The organism is Photobacterium sanguinicancri (assembly GCF_024346675.1).
Taxonomy (GTDB): domain Bacteria; phylum Pseudomonadota; class Gammaproteobacteria; order Enterobacterales; family Vibrionaceae; genus Photobacterium; species Photobacterium sanguinicancri.
This window is the reverse complement of sequence record NZ_AP024850.1, coordinates 789,548-806,649: the sequence shown is the minus strand read 5'-3', so window position 1 is coordinate 806,649 and position 17,102 is coordinate 789,548. Positions and strand designations below refer to the sequence as shown.

The window sequence follows — 17,102 nt, the reverse complement described above, 5'->3', positions numbered from 1 at the left end:
AATATGCTAACGTGCTCACCAGTTATAGTCCTAACGCCCAGCGCATAAAGTCTTTGCGACGTTTTTCATCCGCATTTTTATACAAATCTCGTAGCAAGGCATCAGCCTGTTGTGGGGTTAAGTTGTTCACGTCTATTTGCGCGGCATTAACCGCAGCGACACCACTTCCAGCAACCGCAGTTGAAGATAAAACAGGCGCAGGTGATACAATTTGATCAGCTAAAATCGCATTGTAATCCGCCGTCATTGGTGAGCCTTCGAACAGTATCTTCGTCGATTCATGCGCAACCGTGTTTCCCTTTGCATCAACAAGCTTAAAGGTTGGTTGGCGAGCAAACGTTTTTACCTCTTGCTGAGTATCAATTCTTGGTGGCACCAACGACACCACTTCACCGTCTTTTGCAGTAAAACTCACAAGAATAGGCTTAGAGCTGACAAACCCTAGTGACTGCGCCGTTGAGTGAGGGTTAGTAGGACTATCAAAACGCACCAGAATATGTTGATCGCCCTCTGGTAGTGCTACTTGTTTCGTTGCCCTTTTGATACGTACTTGTTCCGTTGCCAATATTTCAAAATTGCTAGGCATTTTCACCATCACATCGGCCCAAGCGGCTTGCGCAACCAATAATGCTGGTAATGTCAGTGCCATTAATGTCTTTTTCATTCCCTTCCCTTACTAACTAAGTGCTTGATTGCCAAAGTATCAGATAGATGAAAGCCAGCGTTCTCACGCTGGCTTGTCTTAAAGCAGTATATTTCTAACAGTTACGATTCGATTAGAATTCGTAACGTAGACCAACATTGTAGTAATCTTGGTTTAGATCGTATTTAGCATTGCTTGCTTTAGAGTTATCTTCGCCATCACGTAAGATGTAGCTTGTGAAGATAGAAGAACGATCTGTTAGTTTGTATTGAACTTCAGCAGTCCAATCTTTCATCTTGCTGTCTGTAGTTGAGCCAGATGTTTTCTTGTAGTCACGGTAACCACCACGAACAACCCAATCGTTTTGGAAGTCGTAAACAGCTGTTAGTTCGTAACCTTTATCTTTAGTATCTTCAACGTTGCCGCGGTAGCTTACTTTGTCTTCAGAGTAAACCGCACCTAGCATTAGGTCGTTGAAGTAGTAGCGCGTACCAACAACCCAGAAATCGTTCTTATCTAGTTCAGAGCCAGTCGCTGAACCGTTAACAATTTCACGAGTACCATCTTCAGCAGTGTTGCTTTGGTAACCAACAACTGGAGCTAGTTTACCTGCGTTACCCATGTCTAATGTGTAACGTAGTGCAAGGTTGTAACCATTTTTCAGACGATCGTTACCGATGATGTACGCCGCAGACATATCAAAACCAGCGATGCTGTTTTGGTACTGAATAGTATCATCTTGACGGAAAACTTGAGTTGCGTTGGTGTTGATTACGCTAGCTTGGCTTGCAAGGTTAACATCTGAAGATGCGAATACATCAGCAATGTCTGTCGCCATGATAAGACCAGAAGCCACACGGCCACCTGTAACTTTACCCATGTTACCCATGTCTACACCGGCCCACACGTAACGAGCGGTGAAGCTATCGTTACCTGCGTTAGAACCTTCAGCAGCACCGATTTGGTATTCAGCCCAACCGATCACTGACATTTGATCGTTGATAGTTTGAGAACCACCAAAACCTAGACGGTTATCGAAGCTACCGCGCATATCGCCATCAGCGTTATCGCCAGAAGTACGGTTATGTGCGTTAAAACCTAGACGACCAAATACGTCTACGTTTGAACCGTCTTCAGCTTGGTATACAGATGCAGCTTGTGCAGTACCTGCTACAAGCATTGCTGGAAGTAGTGCTGCTAGAATTGTTTTTTTCATTTTTCTGAGTCCTAATATTATTTTTAGTTATCCCTACTCAGCATGTTCACGGCAGTGGATCTTTCTTGAACAAACCGAATAATTTTGCTTTTCATCCATGAATGATGACTAAGCCCTGATGCCATCGAATTTCCTATAAAAGCATGGGCACTTACACATTTTTGGAGCAAAAAAAGCCAAGTATTTATGTCTTTATCAGTACATTAAGCACTCGGATTACGCATTAAGATAGCGATTTAACCTGAATCAACCCTGAATAAAAACAGCGTTGTTTTGTATTCAGAAATAATTGTTTTTGTTTGTGATTCCGATCGTATTTCTTGATGCTAGATATGAAACATGCAACGCATAAATGTGCTTTAAGCCGTTAGTTGCAGCTGGATTGTCGGAGGATTACAATAGAGCTCTCATTTTTATCTCGGTTAAATTCATGCCTTATCAGTGCCCTCTTTGTCATCAACCACTTACTCAACAAGCCAACACTTGGCGCTGCGAGAATAATCACCAGTTTGATCTTGCAAAAGAAGGCTATGTGAATCTGATGCCCGCGCATCATAAAAGCTCTAAAAACCCGGGAGACAATAAGGAAATGATGCAAGCGCGTCGTTTATTCCTAAATACCGATCATTACCAACCGCTGCGTGATCATGTTGTTAACACGCTAAATAAAAACATGGTACAAGGTGCAACCAATCTATTGGACATAGGTTGTGGAGAAGGTTACTACACTTCAGCTTTTACTAAGCTGAACGAACAACACCCTGATTTAAGCATTCATGGATTAGATATTTCAAAAATAGCAGTACGTTACGCAGCAAAACGTTACTCTCAATGTCATTTCTGCGTTGCTTCTAGCCATAGGTTACCCTTCGCAGATAACTCTCTAGATGCTGTTGTTCGCATTTATGCCCCTTGTCGCCAAGAAGAGCTTCAACGCACAATCAAAGAAAATGGCCTGCTGGTGACCGTGACACCAGCTGCAAGACATTTATATCAATTAAAAGAGCTCATTTATTCAGACGTGCGCCTGCATGATATAGCCCCAGAGAATATTGAAGGGTTTACACTGATTGAAGATGAGCAGCTTCATTACGAAATGAGCCTAAACGGTGACGAAGCCACTGCGTTGATGCAAATGACTCCATTTGCTTGGAAAACTTCAGAGGCGGTATGGGCACAACTGGCCAAAGCAACACAGTTTCGTTGTGAAGCTGATTTTTCAATCCGTGTTTACCGAAAAAATAGCCTGTAAGCTGTTTTTTCCTCGCACCACGAATTAATCATTACAAGTGAAATTGATTCTCATTAAATATTGAGAATCAATTTCATCTGCTCTATTATCCAGCCTTTCATCTAGAGTTAAAGTTACTGCTATCAATTAGCAAACACTCTGCACACCTAAGGTTTGGGAATATTTAATGAAAAGCATGAAACAATGGTTTTCTCTCAGCTGTATTAGTTTATTAGTTGGTTGCTCGGCACAATCAGCATCATCACCAAGTACAATTAATGCCATACCCAGCGCTGTAACAGCAAACACTCTCGCGCCAACTTTTTATGACTACACTATTAGTTCCCCTCAAGGTGAAGTGCTTTCTCTCTCTGCACTAGCCGTCCAGATCCAAGATGCAGACATAGTGTTAGTCGGTGAATGGCATGGCCATCCTGCAGCCCATTTATTACAAGCACAGTTACTTGCTGCGTTATACAGCCAAAACACGAATCTTGCGCTTTCTATGGAACAATTCACTCGTGATAAGCAAGGGGTTGTTGATGATTATCTGGCAAACAAAATTGGTGAAGCAAGCTTAACCAAAGACGCTAACGCATGGCCAAATTACATCTCTGACTATCGCCCTTTGGTTGAATTTGCGAAAACCAATAATCTTGATGTCATTGCTGCCAACGCACCAAAGCCTATCGTTCGTTGCATTGGTAAATACGGTGAAACTTACCTAAATCGCCTACCGACAAATGAACGAACTTGGGTTGCAGGCTCACTGACACTGGCGGAAGATGCCTATCAAGATAAATTCATCAGCTCGATGCACCATGGGGATGAAGCACAAACTAAACGTCAATTTGCCGCGCAAACAGCCTGGGATGACACGATGGCAGAAAGCATGGTGAATTATTTGGCGACGCATCCACATACCCAGATATTACACACAGCGGGTCGATTCCATGTTGAAGAAGGGCTAGGTACTGCGTCACGTATTCTTTCGCGAAATCCAAACTTAAAGGTTGTGATGGTCACGCCAGTTTCTTCTGAAACGGTCTTGAAGCAAGGAGCGCCAGATTATCAGGTTGAAATGCAGCCATTGCCGAAACAATACATGAGTAAAGAAAAGATGATTGCAGCTATGACGAAGATTCATGGTCGAAACAAGTCATTACAATGCTACGAATAAGGCTCTGAATCGCAAAGTGGCGATTTAAGGAAGTCATGATGAGTAGGGTGGATTGAGTCCCATCGGCGGCCAAGCTTTTTTACTTCACTCTACTTATGTAGTGCGAGGTACTGGGACTCATTGGGAGAGATACAGCTGTATCTCAAGGAGCCACATAAACTTCCATCCTATGGGAAAATAAATAGCCCTATAAATGCATTATCGCCGCATATCCTGTCAGCAAACTGAACATAATCTGAAATATCCTCACTCATGGATGAATATTCCAATAAAGAATGATATTTCAGAGTCAGTTCACATTTTAGACACTAATGAACCCCGTCATATCTCGTTGTAATATTATTCTCTACTATAGACTTAAAATGCAGTTACTCTTGCCTTTTGCATGTTTCAATATTGTTAAAATTTAGATGTTCTTTCTTTTCTCTTTGCGCTAAAACATTATTCCAAGCCAATAAAATTGCTGATACCAGCAGATAAAAAACACACGGAACGGAACACAGCAAGGAGCAAGTATGAAAGGAAATAAATTATTATCTGCGGTCTGTATTGCCGCATCATTAATGGCAACGTCATCGCTTGCCGTGGCCGAAACCGCGCACGTTGCAGTATCACAAATTGTTGAACATCCCGCTTTAGATGCAGCTCGCCAAGGTTTACTCGACGGCCTTAAGAAAAAAGGGTATATCGAAGGTGAGAACCTCGAATTCACTTACCAAACAGCGCAAGGTAACCCAGCGATTGCGGTACAAATTGCCAAGCAACTTGTTGGTGAGCAGCCGGATGTTTTAGTCGGTATTGCAACACCAACGGCGCAAGCCCTTGCCGCTTCAACTCGTTCTATCCCTGTTGTTTTTACTGCCGTTACCGATCCTGTAGGAGCCAAATTAGTCAAAAACATGGATAAACCCGCACGTAATGTGACTGGATTATCTGACCTCTCTCCTGTGGCACAGCATGTCGATTTAATGCACGAGCTTGTACCGAATATGAAAAGTATCGGTGTGGTGTTCAACCCTGGTGAATCCAACGCTGTTGCACTGGTTGAATTGCTGAAAGCCGCGGCGAAAGAAAAAGGCTTTACGGTTGTTGAGGGCACAGCACTAAAAAGTGCAGATGTACAATCAGCCGCGCAAATTGTCGCTTCAAAAGCGGATGTTATTTACGCCCCAACTGATAATACGGTCGCCAGTGCAATTGATGGTCTAGTCAATGCCGCTAACCAAGCCAATAAACCCATCATTGGTGCATCAACAACCTATGTCGAAAACGGTGTTCTTGCAGCACTAGGATTTGATTACTACCAAGTGGGCATGCAAACCGCAGATTATGTTGATGCTCTCCTGAAAGGGCAAAAGATCTCTTCACTCCCAGTGAAAGTGGCTAAAGGTTCTGATCTTGCCCTAAACAAAGTTGCCGCACAAAAACTAGGGATCACATTGCCAGAGTCAGTACTTAAACGTGCGACCTCTATTAAACAGTAGCCGCTAAACACCACGAATTAACTGAAACCGTTAATTCGTGGTCAGCACTTGATCTAAGATCGAGCGCCACACAGATATATTAAAAGCAGTTCTATTAACAGCCGTTCGATTAAAAATCTCTTAAAATAAACACAAGGACAATGCCACAAGTAGGCTCCCCCCGACTTGTGGTATCAAAGACAAGGAGCAGTTAATGTCTTTTTTCGCCTTTATCGGTACGCTTGAAATTGGCCTCGTCTACGGCTTGGTCGCGCTTGGGGTTTACCTCACTTTTCGCGTACTCGACTTTCCCGATTTAACCGTTGATGGCAGCTTTCCGATGGGCGCAGCTGTCGCCGCAACCGCCATTGTGGCTGGTATCAACCCATGGATAGCCACTGGGCTTGCCATTATTGCGGGCGGGCTCTGTGGTTTAGTCACCGGGGTTCTTGCCATTCGTTGTGGGATCCTGCATTTACTGGCCAGCATCCTCACCATGATTGCCGCCTTTTCCATCAATATTCGTATCATGGGAAAACCTAACTTAGCACTACTCGGCGAAGAGACTATCTTTACACCACTTGAATTTTTTGCCATGGATCATGGTTTTGATTCGGGCGTGCTGCGACTAGCAATGGTGTTCTTACTGGTTCTGTTTAGTGCTTGGTTCATTGTTCGTTTATTGGCGAGTGATTTTGGCCTCGGCTTACGTGCAACAGGCGTTAATAGCCGTATGGTCAATGCGCAAGGGGGCAATACCGCCTTGTATACCTACCTTGGTCTTGCGCTGTCTAATGGTTTTGTTGGTTTTTCTGGTGCGTTATTTGCACAAACCAATAGCTTTGCCGATGTGACATCAGGCGTTGGCACAATTGTGGTCGGCCTTGCTGCGGTCATCTTAGGACAAACTTTAATCCCAGGCCGAAAGATTTGGGTTGCCGTTGTTGCCGTTATTTTGGGTTCAGTGCTTTACCGCTTAGCCGTTGCATTCGCACTCAGTAGCGGCATGTTTGGACTACAAGCATCCGACTTAAATTTAATCACCGCCGTTTTAGTTGCAGCCGCCCTTATCGCGCCTAAGTTGAAGTCATCATTTCAAAAGAAGGCCAAGCAAAGAAAGCGCAAAAATGCCCCCTCTCACACCAAGAATTTAGCCTAACTCGGAGGTAATAAAATGATAGAACTAAACGATATTCGCGTTACCTTCAACGAAGGCACAATATTAGAAAACCCCGCATTACGTGGCGTATCACTGACAGTGCCAGAAAAACAGTTTGTGACCGTTATCGGCTCTAACGGTGCAGGTAAATCAACCCTGTTAGGGGCGATCAGTGGCGAAACCCAAATGACCGACGGCCATGTGCTGATCGATAATATTGATGTCACCCACCACAGTGTCCATGAGCGTGCGCGGTATGCCGCTCGTGTTTTTCAAGATCCACTGGCGGGAACATGTGGATCACTGACCATAGAAGAAAATATGGCGTTAGCTTACAAACGCGGTGGGCGTCGTAGCTGGAAACATGCTTTGTCATCTAACCGCCGAAAGTTATTTCAAGAGCGCATCAGTATTCTTGGCCTTGGGTTAGAAGATCGTTTAGGCGATAGCATAGGTTTATTGTCTGGCGGTCAACGCCAAGCAGTTAGCCTCGTTATGGCAACCTTGGCAGACAGTAAACTGCTATTGCTTGATGAACACACCGCAGCACTTGATCCGCGCATGGCTGCTTTTGTGCTAGCGCTTACTAATACCGTGGTGAATGAGTTTAATCTGACGGTAATGATGGTCACACACTCAATGAAAGATGCACTGGCATACGGAGAACGTACTGTCATGCTACACCAAGGCAAAATAGTGTTAGATGTGATGGGGCAAGAGCGCAAAGGGATGGATGTAAAACAACTGCTCGAAATGTTTAGCAAAGTCCGCGGCGAAGAACTAGCAGATGACAGTCTGTTATTAAGCTAACTAAGTAATGAAAAATGCGGAATCACAACCGTAAAAAGACACATATAAGGATTGGCCTGCATTAATTGTGGGCTATTTTTTAACTTGTGATTGCTCAAAATAGATTCATTATCGCCTCTGACGCTAAATTGAAGTAAAATGTGATCAGCGCCTGCATAGCAGTGCCCAAATTTGATTTAGGAAAACGATGAAAAAAACATTTGCTTTAACTCACCCAAAAAAAGCCGTTCCACGCGTTGTAGAAGCTGTTAAGCACGAAGTGAAGAAATACCTGAAACGCGAGCGTAACAAAGCGCTTCCACAGGGTGCAGATTACTGGGATTTTGATTGTAAGTTTGGTAACACTGAGCAAGAAGCAACAGTGATCCACGTAAAAGAAATCAACAAGTGCATCGATGACGCTGAAGCTGCAGCACAACCGTCGTTCTACCTTGAGATTCTGGCTAAGCCAGCTGCTCGTGCAAAACGTCAACTATTAGAAGACGACGAGTTCTAATCTTCGCTTTATTAAGCTAAGAGACTAAAAAGCCCATTTCTGGGCTTTTTTGCTATCTGCTATCTGCTATCTGCTATCTAGGCAAGATTAAAACCAACGCTCAAGCGAGGTGCGATCAAGTTGCTTAAACGCGAGATTTAATACTTGCGCTAATTCCAAATACCGTGGCTTCGCTTTCACTGGCTGCATCGCATTACCTTCATTCTCTAACTTGTCATGAAGTTCACGATACCAAGTCGCTAATGATGGTGGCAGATCTGTTCGGCTGCGTCGGCCAAGCCACAATAAACCTTGCAGCGGCATACTCAGAGAGAACAGCGCAATAATCATCGCTTGTGGAATCGCATCATAATTGTGGAACACCATCTGGCTTAATACGCTAATCACAGCTACTGCTGGCATGACACGAATTGCGAATTGTGTCGCTTTAATATAGCGCGGCTCTGGGAACATAGGAGCCAGTTCTTTGCGCATTGGCCATATAGCCATGTAATCCTGCCCATTACGGAGCAGTGACCAAATCGATTTTCGACTCATAAAACACCAAACTTCAAATTTTAGTACAACAATTCAAATTAAGTGATAATAAACTTGATTCAAATTAAACTTTTCTAAAAATCTTTTTGTTATATTGCGTAACAATCGCTATCCTACAGCACGCCTCAATTAATTGTTGCTCGTAATTTCTATTATGGCAACTCTAAGGCAACCTCAAGGATGACCCAGGATTGTGGGTTTCTCAATTCTCAGTTCTACGGATAGACACGAATTTGACCCAGATTAGATCGGCTGTATAAAAAGTCGTCTATTCTATGGGTACTTTTTTATTCGAATGAATATCAACTTTCAGACAGATTATAGGTAGTCACTCTCATGTCTAAGCTGGTTCTAGTACTTAACTGCGGTAGCTCTTCTCTAAAGTTCGCAATCGTTGATCCTGTATCAGGTGATGAACACCTAACAGGTCTTGCAGAATGTCTGCACCTTCCAGAAGCTCGCATCAAGTGGAAACTTGATGGTAAGCACGAAGCACAGCTTGGTAACGGTGCTGCACACGAAGAAGCTTTAGCATTCATGGTAGATACTATCATTGCTTCTAAGCCTGAACTTGCTGACAGCCTAGCAGCTATCGGTCACCGTGTAGTTCACGGTGGTGAGCAATTCACTGCTTCTGCTCTTATCACTGATGAAGTTCTTCAAGGTATCGAAGACGCTGCGACTTTCGCACCGCTTCACAACCCAGCTCACATCATTGGTATTAAAGCTGCTCAGAGCGCATTCCCTGCACTACAAAACGTAGCTGTATTCGATACTGCGTTCCACACAACTATGCCAGAAGAAGCGTACCTATACGCTCTTCCGTACAACCTATACACAGACCACGGTATCCGTCGCTACGGCGCACACGGTACTTCTCACCTGTTCATCACGCGTGTAACAGCTGAGCTACTAGGTAAGAAAGAAGATGAACTAAACATCATCAACTGTCACCTAGGTAACGGTGCATCTGTATGTGCAATCAAGAACGGTAAATCTGTAGATACTTCTATGGGCCTTACTCCTCTTGAAGGTCTTGTTATGGGTACACGTTGTGGTGACCTAGACCCTGCTGTTATGTTCCACCTACACGACAAGCTAGGCATGAGCGTTGCTGAAATCAACACTATGTTTACTAAAGAGTCTGGCCTACAAGGTCTAACTCAAGTGACTTCTGACTGTCGTTTCGTTGAAGACAACTACGGCGAGAAAGAAGAAGCAACGCGTGCAATGGACGTATTCTGTCACCGTCTAGCTAAGTACGTTGCTGGCTACACTGCAACACTAGAAGGTCGTCTAGACGCAATTACTTTCACTGGTGGTATCGGTGAAAACTCTGCACCTATCCGCGAGATGGTTCTTAACCGTCTAGCTATCCTAGGTGTTGAAGTAGATAGCGAAGCTAACCTTAAAGCACGTTTCGGTAAAGAAGGTACTATTACTTCTGCAAACAGCCGTATTCCTGCAATGGTTGTTTCGACTAACGAAGAACTAGTAATCGCAGAAGATACAGCTCGTCTGACTGAAATCTAATCTGAGATTATCAGGTTGTTGATTAAAACAGCCTCTAACGGCTGGCTTAGGCCGGCCGTTTTTCATGGTTAATCCCATGAACTTTTATTTTTATTGTGGTGTTGTTCCATAGTTGTTTCTAACCACTAGTGGCCTAAAACGATTACGGAACAGCGCTGTATTGTTCAATAGTTTGAGGAATTCATAGTGTCCCGTACTATTATGCTTATCCCAGTTGGCGCTGGTGTTGGCTTAACAAGCGTTAGTCTTGGTGTTGTTCGTGCAATGGAGCGCAAAGGCGTTCGTGTTTCTTTCTTTAAGCCTATCGCTCAACCGCGTCACGGTGGCGATCAGCCAGATCTAACAACAACGATCATTCGCGCAAACAGCGACATGAACGTTGCAGATCCTGTATCAATGGCTCGTGCTGAAGAGCTTCTTCGTAACGACCAAAGCGATGTTCTTCTAGAAGATATCGTTGCACGTTTCAAAACAGCGACAGCTAATGCTGAAGTTGCATTAATCGAAGGTCTAGTACCAACTCGCAAGCACCCATTTGCGAACCAGATTAACTATGAAATTGCTAAAACGCTGGATGCGGAAATCGTATTCGTTGTGACTCCGGGTACAGACAACCCATCACAACTTAAAGAGCGTATCGAAGTAGCATGTTCTAACTTCGGCGGCACGAAAAACAAGCAAATCTCTGGCGTTATCGTTAACAAACTAAACGCACCTGTAGATGCTGACGGCCGTACTCGTCCTGACCTATCTGAAATCTTTGACGATGCTGAAGGTACTGTTCCTTCAAACGTTGAAGTTATGCAAGTGTTCAACTCTAGCCCTATCCGTGTACTTGGTTGTGCACCTTGGAGCCCAGAGCTAATCGCAACACGTGCAACAGACATGGCGAAGCACCTAAACGCTGAAATCATCAACGAAGGTGATATCGCGACTCGTCGTATTAAGAGCATCACTTTCTGTGCACGCTCTATCCCTCACATGGTTGAACACTTCCGTCCAGGTTCACTGCTAGTAACTTCTGCAGACCGTCCTGACGTTATCGTTGCTGCATGTCTTGCTGCAATGAACGGTGTTGAAATCGGTGCTCTACTACTTACTGGCGGCTACGAGCTACCTAAAGCAGTAACTGATCTTTGTGAGCGCGCATTCGAAACTGGTCTTCCAGTTATGACTGCTCAAGGTAACACTTGGCAGACATCGCTAAACCTTCAAAGCTTCAGCCTAGAAGTACCAGCGGACGATAAAGAGCGTGTTGAATTCGTTAACGAATACATGGCTAGCCACATTGATGGTCAGTGGATTGAATCGCTAACTGAAGGTTCAACGAAAGAGCGTCGCCTAAGCCCACCAGCATTCCGTTACGAACTAACTGAACTTGCTCGTAAAGCGGCTAAGCGTGTTGTTCTTCCTGAAGGTGATGAGCCACGTACAGTTAAAGCTGCGGCTATCTGTGCTGAGCGCGGTATTGCTGAATGTGTACTTCTTGGTAACCCAGAAGAAATCAAGCGTGTTGCTGAGCAACAAGGCGTTGTACTTGGTGCTGGCGTAACTATCATCGATTCTGAAGCAGTACGCGAAAACTACGTTGCTCGTCTTGTTGAGCTACGTGGCGCGAAAGGCATGACTGATGTTGTTGCACGTGAAAAACTGCAAGATTCAGTTTTCCTTGGCACTATGATGCTAGAAAACGATGAAGTGGACGGCCTAGTTTCTGGTGCTGTTCACACTACGGCGAACACTATCGTTCCTCCGTTCCAAATCATCAAAACTGCACCTGATGCATCTATCGTATCTTCAGTATTCTTCATGCTTCTGCCTGATCAAGTACTGGTATACGGTGACTGTGCAATCAACCCAGATCCAAACGCTGAGCAACTTGCTGAAATCGCAATTCAATCTGCAGATTCAGCGAAAGCATTCGGTATCGAACCACGCGTTGCTATGATCTCATACTCTACTGGTACTTCTGGTAAAGGCGCAGACGTAGATAAAGTACGTGAAGCAACTCGCATTGCTCAAGAGAAACGTCCTGATCTAATCATCGATGGTCCTCTACAGTACGATGCTGCAATCATGGAAAACGTTGCTGCTTCTAAAGCGCCTAACTCGCCAGTAGCGGGTAAAGCGACTGTATTCGTATTCCCAGACCTAAACACGGGTAACACGACTTACAAAGCAGTACAACGTTCAGCAGACCTAGTATCTATCGGTCCAATGCTGCAAGGCATGCGTAAGCCTGTAAATGACCTTTCTCGTGGCGCACTAGTAGACGATATCGTATACACAGTTGCACTTACTGCGATTCAGGCTAAACAAGCTGAAGAAGCTGGCGCTTAATCGTTTTTAACGACTAACTGCCACTTGAACGCCTCCATCTCTGATGGGGGCGTTTTTTTATGCCTCTCTTTTATCATGCCCAATATTAGTTTTTAGTATCAGTATCCATAACCATTCCAATATTGCACATCAGTCCGTATGCTAATTAACACGCTATTACGCTTACGGATAAGCTTGTACTTTCATGGATGTCATCAACACCCTTGGCCTGTTTATCGGCTCACTGATTTCAAATACCCTTGCCTCCCTCTCAGGTGGTGGTGCAGGTCTGATCCAATTTCCACTACTGATCTTTCTTGGTCTCCCTTTTAGTATTGCCCTTGCCACTCACAAAGTCGCCAGTGTCGCCCTTGGTGTCGGTGCCGCCATCAAACATATTCGATCAGGCTCGTTAAACTGGGCTTTAACCTCTTATGTAGTGGCAGCTGGATCGCTTGGGGTCATCCTAGGGGCTAATGTAATCCTTTTTGTACCAGGGCGAATTGCTGAAGCCTTACTTGGCAGCTTAATTTTAGGGCTAGGTATCTATTCACTGTTTCAAAAAGAGCTCGGTCAAACTGAACAACTTCAGCACCGTAATAGAATCGGCATGATCATAGGTGGGCTAGGTTTGGCCTTGATCGGGATCCTTAATGGCTCACTCACTGCAGGGACAGGTTTGTTTGTCACGCTATTTTTGGTGCGATGGTTCGGCTTTGATTACAAAAAAGCAGTGGCTCTGACACTCGTTAGCGTCGGGTTATTTTGGAACGGTATTGGTGCTGTCACCATGTATGTTGCAGGCGCGAAAATATTTTGGCCTTGGATCCCTGTGCTATTACTTGGCTCACTGTTAGGTGGCTACCTTGGCGCCCACCTTGCGACACAAAAAAGTAACCGCTTGATCAAGCGGTGCTTTGAACTACTGACTTTTGTTATTGGCTTCAAATTACTACTTGGTTTTTAGTCATTAGCTTTAGCGTATGAATTAAACGTATTGGAAGATCACGATATGGAAAAAGCAAAAATTGATATTTACTACTGCCGTCAATGTAACTGGATGCTGCGCTCAACTTGGCTCACCCAAGAGTTACTGCATACGTTTAGCGAAGAGATAGAAACCGTCAGCCTCCACCCAGATACAGGTGGTCACTTTCGTATCTTATGTAATGGTGAGCAAATATGGGAACGTAAAGCCGACGGTGGCTTTCCTGAAGCGAAGATATTGAAGCAGCGAGTACGCGATATTATCGATCCCAAACGCGATTTGGGACACTCGGATAGCAAGTAGTAGTAATAGCTAGTAACAATAGAAGAATAAAGCAACGGGCGGTGAACACATTTCACCGCCAACTGTCCGTACTACTCAATTAAGTAAAATCACGCTATTCCGTTAAGTAAAATTCAATACTGGTGACCACTCGAATGTCTTTTTCGATTTTATACAAGTCACCGTATTCCTGCCCAGCATCGGTGATCGAAAAATTCCCCTGACGAGCAGTACGAATGCTGCCCACTTTAACACCGGCATTTTCAGCAAATTCATTAGCAGCGATACGCGCATTTTTAGTGGCAGTTTTCAGCATTTCAGGCTTTATTTGGTTCAGCTTGGTAAACCGATATGTCGGAGCATGATTCGAAATATTGTAGCCCTTAGCAATCAACTTATTGACCGCAGCACGCACCTTGGCTATTTCATGGATCTTGGTCGTTTCTAAGCTAATGGTACCCGTTAGATCATGATCTTGTTCGACAACCACTTGGTTTTCATCACGGTATTCATAGGTACTGTAATCAATCAGACCAACAGTAATTTCTTCATCAGTAAAACCATTAGCTTTCAGTATATCGACGATTTCTTGCTGCTGCTTTTCGGCGAGTTGATACAGTGAAGGGATCTCTGCTTTACTCTTCACTTGGTTAGAAAAACTTAGCGACCAGTTTGCGACGTCCGCCTCAACACGCTGTTCAGCTAGACCTTTCACTTCAGCCGTATTCATTGCTACTTTGGCGTTATACATCGTCTGGCCTATGAAATAGCCACTCGCGCCTAATCCCGACGCAATCAACAAACCACCAAGCGCTATCCCTAATAAATTCTTGTTCATATTCTGCCTATTCATACGTTGCCGCGCACATTAATGTTACGCTAATGTCACTAAGCATTGCACCTTTATGCTTATTGTTCTAGCGCTGCATGTTAGGTTTCTGTCAAAGCCTACGAACCTCATCCCAAAACACGTAAAAGCCGAGTATTACTGACAGATCCCATTATCATTCAATACCATCAGGGGGGATTGCAGCCACAAAAAAACGCACCGAGGTGCGCTTACTGTTATCATTTTTATTCGCGACTCTCCGCGACGTTAATCACTCAACGCTACTGAACACAAGGTCTCGCCAGTAAAGCTCATTACCGACAATGTCTTGTCTTCTAACAGACCATAACTCGCTTGATGCTCACCCCGCGGAATCGTTGTCGAGCCCGGATTAAACGCAAAATAGTCACCGTGTGCTTGCGCTACAGGTAAATGCGTATGACCCGAAACAATCACATCACCTTGGCGTAATCGAGGGTGTTTGTCCGCATGGTAAAGGTGACCATGAGTTAGGAATAAGCGGCGCCCCGTTGGCAGCAATACCCAGTTGTAATCCGCCATCATAGGGAAGTCGAGTAGCATTTGATCAACATCACTGTCGCAATTGCCACGTACCGCCAAAATACGATCAGCATATTGGTTCAGCTGCTCTGCGACTTCTATCGGTGCATAGCCCGCTGGCAAGGCATTGCGAGGGCCATGATTTAAAACATCACCCAATAAGACTAAGTGCTCAGCACCACTTTGTTCAAACGCAGCCAACATGGTACGGGTGCTCTCAGCACAGCCGTGTAAATCTGAAGCAAAAAACAATTTCATAAGTCGTATAAATACAATCAATACCGAATGCAAAGTATGTTACGCCCTTCACACTATGATTGCTATTCGTCCCGCAGCATGCCATTCAGTACGATGTTGTTATAACTGACCATCCCCAAAACTTTACCATCTTCGATCACTGGTGCACGACTCACCCCAAAGCGTTCAAATAACCGCGCACAATAGCGAACATCCATCGAACCACTGACAGATAACGCAGGCTTAGTCATGATTTCATACACATTAGTCCGTTTGGGTGAACGGTCTTTCGCTAACACATTTTTGGCGATATCGTTCATTAAGACGATGCCAAATTCATCATCAGCATCCCGCTTATTCACTATCAATGCTTTCACTTGTTGGTGTTTAGCAATGCCAATAGCCTCTGCCACTGTCGTCACACCTTCAACCATGGCATAAGTGTTCATCATGACATCACGTACTCTAACGATCGCTGCATCACTCATAATTTATCCTCCACAACTTTAGTGAGTTGCTCGACTTGATGAGCAACGCCAACGGCATCTTCTACATCAATTTGAACCGCAATCCCCTGCCCCGATGCCGAATCAAACTCGCCGACTTGCTCGATAGTTTCGAGGATATGGCGCGCAAGGTGTTCTTCCACTAAAAATAAAATAACATCGCGCTGAACTTCTAACGACAAGCCAAAGAAAGTGGTTTTTTTGTGAAGCCCCTCTCCGCGGGCGTTATTAATTACCGTAGCCCCCGTTGCACCAGCAGCACGCGCGGCATCAAGCACTGCATCAGTTTTATCATCTTCAACAAACGCGACTATCAATTTAAAGCGCATTTTCCGATCTCCTTTCTCGCCATACCGATAACTGGGCATAGCCCATCACTGTCATCATCGGAAACAAACTCGCAAACGCAATCAGACCAAAACCATCTAACATCGGATTTCGTCCTGGGACAGTAGAGGCAAGCCCTAGTCCCAATGCTGTCACAATCGGTACGGTCACTGTTGAAGTGGTCACTCCACCAGAATCATACGCCAGTGGCACTATCATTTTGGGTGCAAAAAAGGTCTGAATGACAACAATGATATAACCAACCAAAATGTAATAATGCAGCGGGTCACCTACGACAATACGGTAACTCCCCAGTGCAATCCCCATGGAAACACCAAGCGCAACCGCAATACGCAGTCCATTAACTTTAATGGTTCCACCCGATACTTGGTTAGCTTTAATGGCCACCGCAATCAATGAAGGTTCGGCAATAGTCGTACTAAAACCAATAGCAGCAGCAAATAGGTAAATCCAATAATACTCAGACCAATCAATGTGTAATGGGATCACTTCATCACTATCAAACAAAAAAGCAGGCGCCGTGAGTTGCTGAGCCATCGACTCCCCTAGAGGAAATAGCGCTAACTCTAGCCCCATAAGGAAAAAAGATAAGCCAAAAATAACCAGCACAAAACCAGTGGCAACTTTGCGCCAATTTTTGACTGGGCGGCGCAATACCGCAAACTGGAAACCAAACATAATGATCACGATCGGCATAACATCACGGACAGTGCCTATGAAAGTCGATAGAAAGTGCTGGGCGGTGGTAGCAAGTAGGCTCATAT

At 44.6% G+C, this 17,102-nt stretch carries 18 protein-coding genes; 10 read left to right on the top strand and 8 right to left on the bottom strand.

Features of this window, described 5'->3' with window-relative positions; translation table 11 throughout:
* Window positions 1-22: 22 nt before the first annotated feature.
* On the bottom strand, window positions 23-664 hold the full coding sequence (locus OCU87_RS04085) for a DUF2057 domain-containing protein (RefSeq protein WP_062688075.1): 642 nt from the start codon (window positions 662-664) through the stop codon (window positions 23-25).
* Between the two features lie 112 nt (window positions 665-776).
* Entirely contained in the window at window positions 777-1,859 is a 1,083-nt protein-coding gene (locus OCU87_RS04080) for a porin (protein ID WP_062688074.1), read from the bottom strand.
* 430 nt (window positions 1,860-2,289) lie between these two features.
* Between OCU87_RS04080 and rlmA the strand changes: the two genes are divergently transcribed.
* The 6 genes from rlmA to OCU87_RS04050 all read left to right on the top strand — a co-directional run bounded on the left by rlmA (window position 2,290) and on the right by OCU87_RS04050 (window position 8,198).
* The gene (gene rlmA, locus OCU87_RS04075; protein ID WP_062688073.1) at window positions 2,290-3,111 is read left to right on the top strand and encodes a 23S rRNA (guanine(745)-N(1))-methyltransferase; all 822 of its coding nucleotides are present in this window, start codon (window positions 2,290-2,292) and stop codon (window positions 3,109-3,111) included.
* A gap of 175 nt (window positions 3,112-3,286) precedes the next feature.
* Entirely contained in the window at window positions 3,287-4,270 is a 984-nt protein-coding gene (locus OCU87_RS04070; RefSeq protein WP_261858342.1) for a ChaN family lipoprotein, read from the top strand.
* A gap of 515 nt (window positions 4,271-4,785) precedes the next feature.
* Window positions 4,786-5,754: an ABC transporter substrate-binding protein gene (locus tag OCU87_RS04065; RefSeq protein WP_261857876.1), complete on the top strand. Its 969-nt coding sequence runs from the start codon at window positions 4,786-4,788 to the stop codon at window positions 5,752-5,754.
* A gap of 193 nt (window positions 5,755-5,947) precedes the next feature.
* Complete coding sequence (locus OCU87_RS04060) at window positions 5,948-6,892, top strand: ABC transporter permease (protein WP_062688072.1); 945 nt, start codon at window positions 5,948-5,950, stop codon at window positions 6,890-6,892.
* A gap of 15 nt (window positions 6,893-6,907) precedes the next feature.
* Window positions 6,908-7,702, top strand: a complete 795-nt coding sequence (locus tag OCU87_RS04055; RefSeq protein ID WP_094956852.1) for an ABC transporter ATP-binding protein — start codon at window positions 6,908-6,910, stop codon at window positions 7,700-7,702.
* A 187-nt stretch (window positions 7,703-7,889) separates the two neighbouring features.
* Window positions 7,890-8,198, top strand: coding sequence for a DUF6172 family protein (locus OCU87_RS04050; RefSeq protein ID WP_062688071.1), 309 nt, complete (start codon window positions 7,890-7,892; stop codon window positions 8,196-8,198).
* A gap of 87 nt (window positions 8,199-8,285) precedes the next feature.
* Here the strand turns inward: OCU87_RS04050 and yfbV are convergent, their stop codons facing one another.
* The gene (yfbV, locus tag OCU87_RS04045; protein WP_261857875.1) at window positions 8,286-8,735 is read right to left on the bottom strand and encodes a terminus macrodomain insulation protein YfbV; all 450 of its coding nucleotides are present in this window, start codon (window positions 8,733-8,735) and stop codon (window positions 8,286-8,288) included.
* A gap of 336 nt (window positions 8,736-9,071) precedes the next feature.
* Here yfbV and OCU87_RS04040 point away from each other — a divergent pair, with 336 nt between their 5' ends.
* From OCU87_RS04040 to OCU87_RS04025, 4 genes are all read left to right on the top strand, one after another.
* On the top strand, window positions 9,072-10,268 hold the full coding sequence (locus OCU87_RS04040) for an acetate kinase (RefSeq protein ID WP_094957297.1): 1,197 nt from the start codon (window positions 9,072-9,074) through the stop codon (window positions 10,266-10,268).
* 201 nt (window positions 10,269-10,469) lie between these two features.
* Entirely contained in the window at window positions 10,470-12,608 is a 2,139-nt protein-coding gene (gene pta / locus OCU87_RS04035) for a phosphate acetyltransferase (protein ID WP_261858341.1), read from the top strand.
* A gap of 184 nt (window positions 12,609-12,792) precedes the next feature.
* Window positions 12,793-13,554: a sulfite exporter TauE/SafE family protein gene (locus tag OCU87_RS04030; protein WP_261857874.1), complete on the top strand. Its 762-nt coding sequence runs from the start codon at window positions 12,793-12,795 to the stop codon at window positions 13,552-13,554.
* Between the two features lie 45 nt (window positions 13,555-13,599).
* Window positions 13,600-13,878: a SelT/SelW/SelH family protein gene (locus OCU87_RS04025; protein WP_094957300.1), complete on the top strand. Its 279-nt coding sequence runs from the start codon at window positions 13,600-13,602 to the stop codon at window positions 13,876-13,878.
* A gap of 94 nt (window positions 13,879-13,972) precedes the next feature.
* On the opposite strand, the gene OCU87_RS04020 is transcribed toward OCU87_RS04025, so the two are convergent.
* The 5 genes from OCU87_RS04020 to OCU87_RS04000 form a co-directional block, all read right to left on the bottom strand.
* Complete coding sequence (locus tag OCU87_RS04020) at window positions 13,973-14,695, bottom strand: SIMPL domain-containing protein (RefSeq protein ID WP_094957301.1); 723 nt, start codon at window positions 14,693-14,695, stop codon at window positions 13,973-13,975.
* Between the two features lie 258 nt (window positions 14,696-14,953).
* Entirely contained in the window at window positions 14,954-15,505 is a 552-nt protein-coding gene (yfcE, locus tag OCU87_RS04015) for a phosphodiesterase (RefSeq protein ID WP_261857873.1), read from the bottom strand.
* 62 nt (window positions 15,506-15,567) lie between these two features.
* Window positions 15,568-15,972 carry a CBS domain-containing protein gene (locus OCU87_RS04010; protein ID WP_062688065.1) on the bottom strand — a complete coding sequence of 135 codons (405 nt, stop codon included), beginning with the start codon at window positions 15,970-15,972 and terminating at the stop codon, window positions 15,568-15,570.
* Window positions 15,969-16,319 (bottom strand): P-II family nitrogen regulator, encoded by a 351-nt coding sequence (locus OCU87_RS04005; RefSeq protein ID WP_062688064.1) that lies wholly within the window; start codon window positions 16,317-16,319, stop codon window positions 15,969-15,971. The genes OCU87_RS04010 and OCU87_RS04005 overlap by 4 nt, the downstream gene beginning before the upstream one ends.
* Window positions 16,309-17,100, bottom strand: coding sequence for a DUF1538 domain-containing protein (locus OCU87_RS04000; RefSeq protein ID WP_261857872.1), 792 nt, complete (start codon window positions 17,098-17,100; stop codon window positions 16,309-16,311). Before OCU87_RS04000 ends, OCU87_RS04005 begins: the two co-directional genes overlap by 11 nt.
* Window positions 17,101-17,102: the final 2 nt, after the last annotated feature.

Excerpts from the sequence above, each read along its gene's own strand:
- OCU87_RS04085 (WP_062688075.1), bottom strand. The coding sequence starts at position 664 with ATGAAAAAGACATTAATGGCACTGACATTACCAGCATTATTGGTTGCG.
- OCU87_RS04080 (WP_062688074.1), bottom strand. The coding sequence starts at position 1,859 with ATGAAAAAAACAATTCTAGCAGCACTACTTCCAGCAATGCTTGTAGCA.
- rlmA (WP_062688073.1), top strand. The coding sequence starts at position 2,290 with ATGCCTTATCAGTGCCCTCTTTGTCATCAACCACTTACTCAACAAGCC.
- OCU87_RS04070 (WP_261858342.1), top strand. The coding sequence starts at position 3,287 with ATGAAACAATGGTTTTCTCTCAGCTGTATTAGTTTATTAGTTGGTTGC.
- OCU87_RS04065 (WP_261857876.1), top strand. The coding sequence starts at position 4,786 with ATGAAAGGAAATAAATTATTATCTGCGGTCTGTATTGCCGCATCATTA.
- OCU87_RS04060 (WP_062688072.1), top strand. The coding sequence starts at position 5,948 with ATGTCTTTTTTCGCCTTTATCGGTACGCTTGAAATTGGCCTCGTCTAC.
- OCU87_RS04055 (WP_094956852.1), top strand. The coding sequence starts at position 6,908 with ATGATAGAACTAAACGATATTCGCGTTACCTTCAACGAAGGCACAATA.
- OCU87_RS04050 (WP_062688071.1), top strand. The coding sequence starts at position 7,890 with ATGAAAAAAACATTTGCTTTAACTCACCCAAAAAAAGCCGTTCCACGC.
- yfbV (WP_261857875.1), bottom strand. The coding sequence starts at position 8,735 with ATGAGTCGAAAATCGATTTGGTCACTGCTCCGTAATGGGCAGGATTAC.
- OCU87_RS04040 (WP_094957297.1), top strand. The coding sequence starts at position 9,072 with ATGTCTAAGCTGGTTCTAGTACTTAACTGCGGTAGCTCTTCTCTAAAG.
- pta (WP_261858341.1), top strand. The coding sequence starts at position 10,470 with ATGCTTATCCCAGTTGGCGCTGGTGTTGGCTTAACAAGCGTTAGTCTT.
- OCU87_RS04030 (WP_261857874.1), top strand. The coding sequence starts at position 12,793 with ATGGATGTCATCAACACCCTTGGCCTGTTTATCGGCTCACTGATTTCA.
- OCU87_RS04025 (WP_094957300.1), top strand. The coding sequence starts at position 13,600 with ATGGAAAAAGCAAAAATTGATATTTACTACTGCCGTCAATGTAACTGG.
- OCU87_RS04020 (WP_094957301.1), bottom strand. The coding sequence starts at position 14,695 with ATGAACAAGAATTTATTAGGGATAGCGCTTGGTGGTTTGTTGATTGCG.
- yfcE (WP_261857873.1), bottom strand. The coding sequence starts at position 15,505 with ATGAAATTGTTTTTTGCTTCAGATTTACACGGCTGTGCTGAGAGCACC.
- OCU87_RS04010 (WP_062688065.1), bottom strand. The coding sequence starts at position 15,972 with ATGAGTGATGCAGCGATCGTTAGAGTACGTGATGTCATGATGAACACT.
- OCU87_RS04005 (WP_062688064.1), bottom strand. The coding sequence starts at position 16,319 with ATGCGCTTTAAATTGATAGTCGCGTTTGTTGAAGATGATAAAACTGAT.
- OCU87_RS04000 (WP_261857872.1), bottom strand. The coding sequence starts at position 17,100 with ATGAGCCTACTTGCTACCACCGCCCAGCACTTTCTATCGACTTTCATA.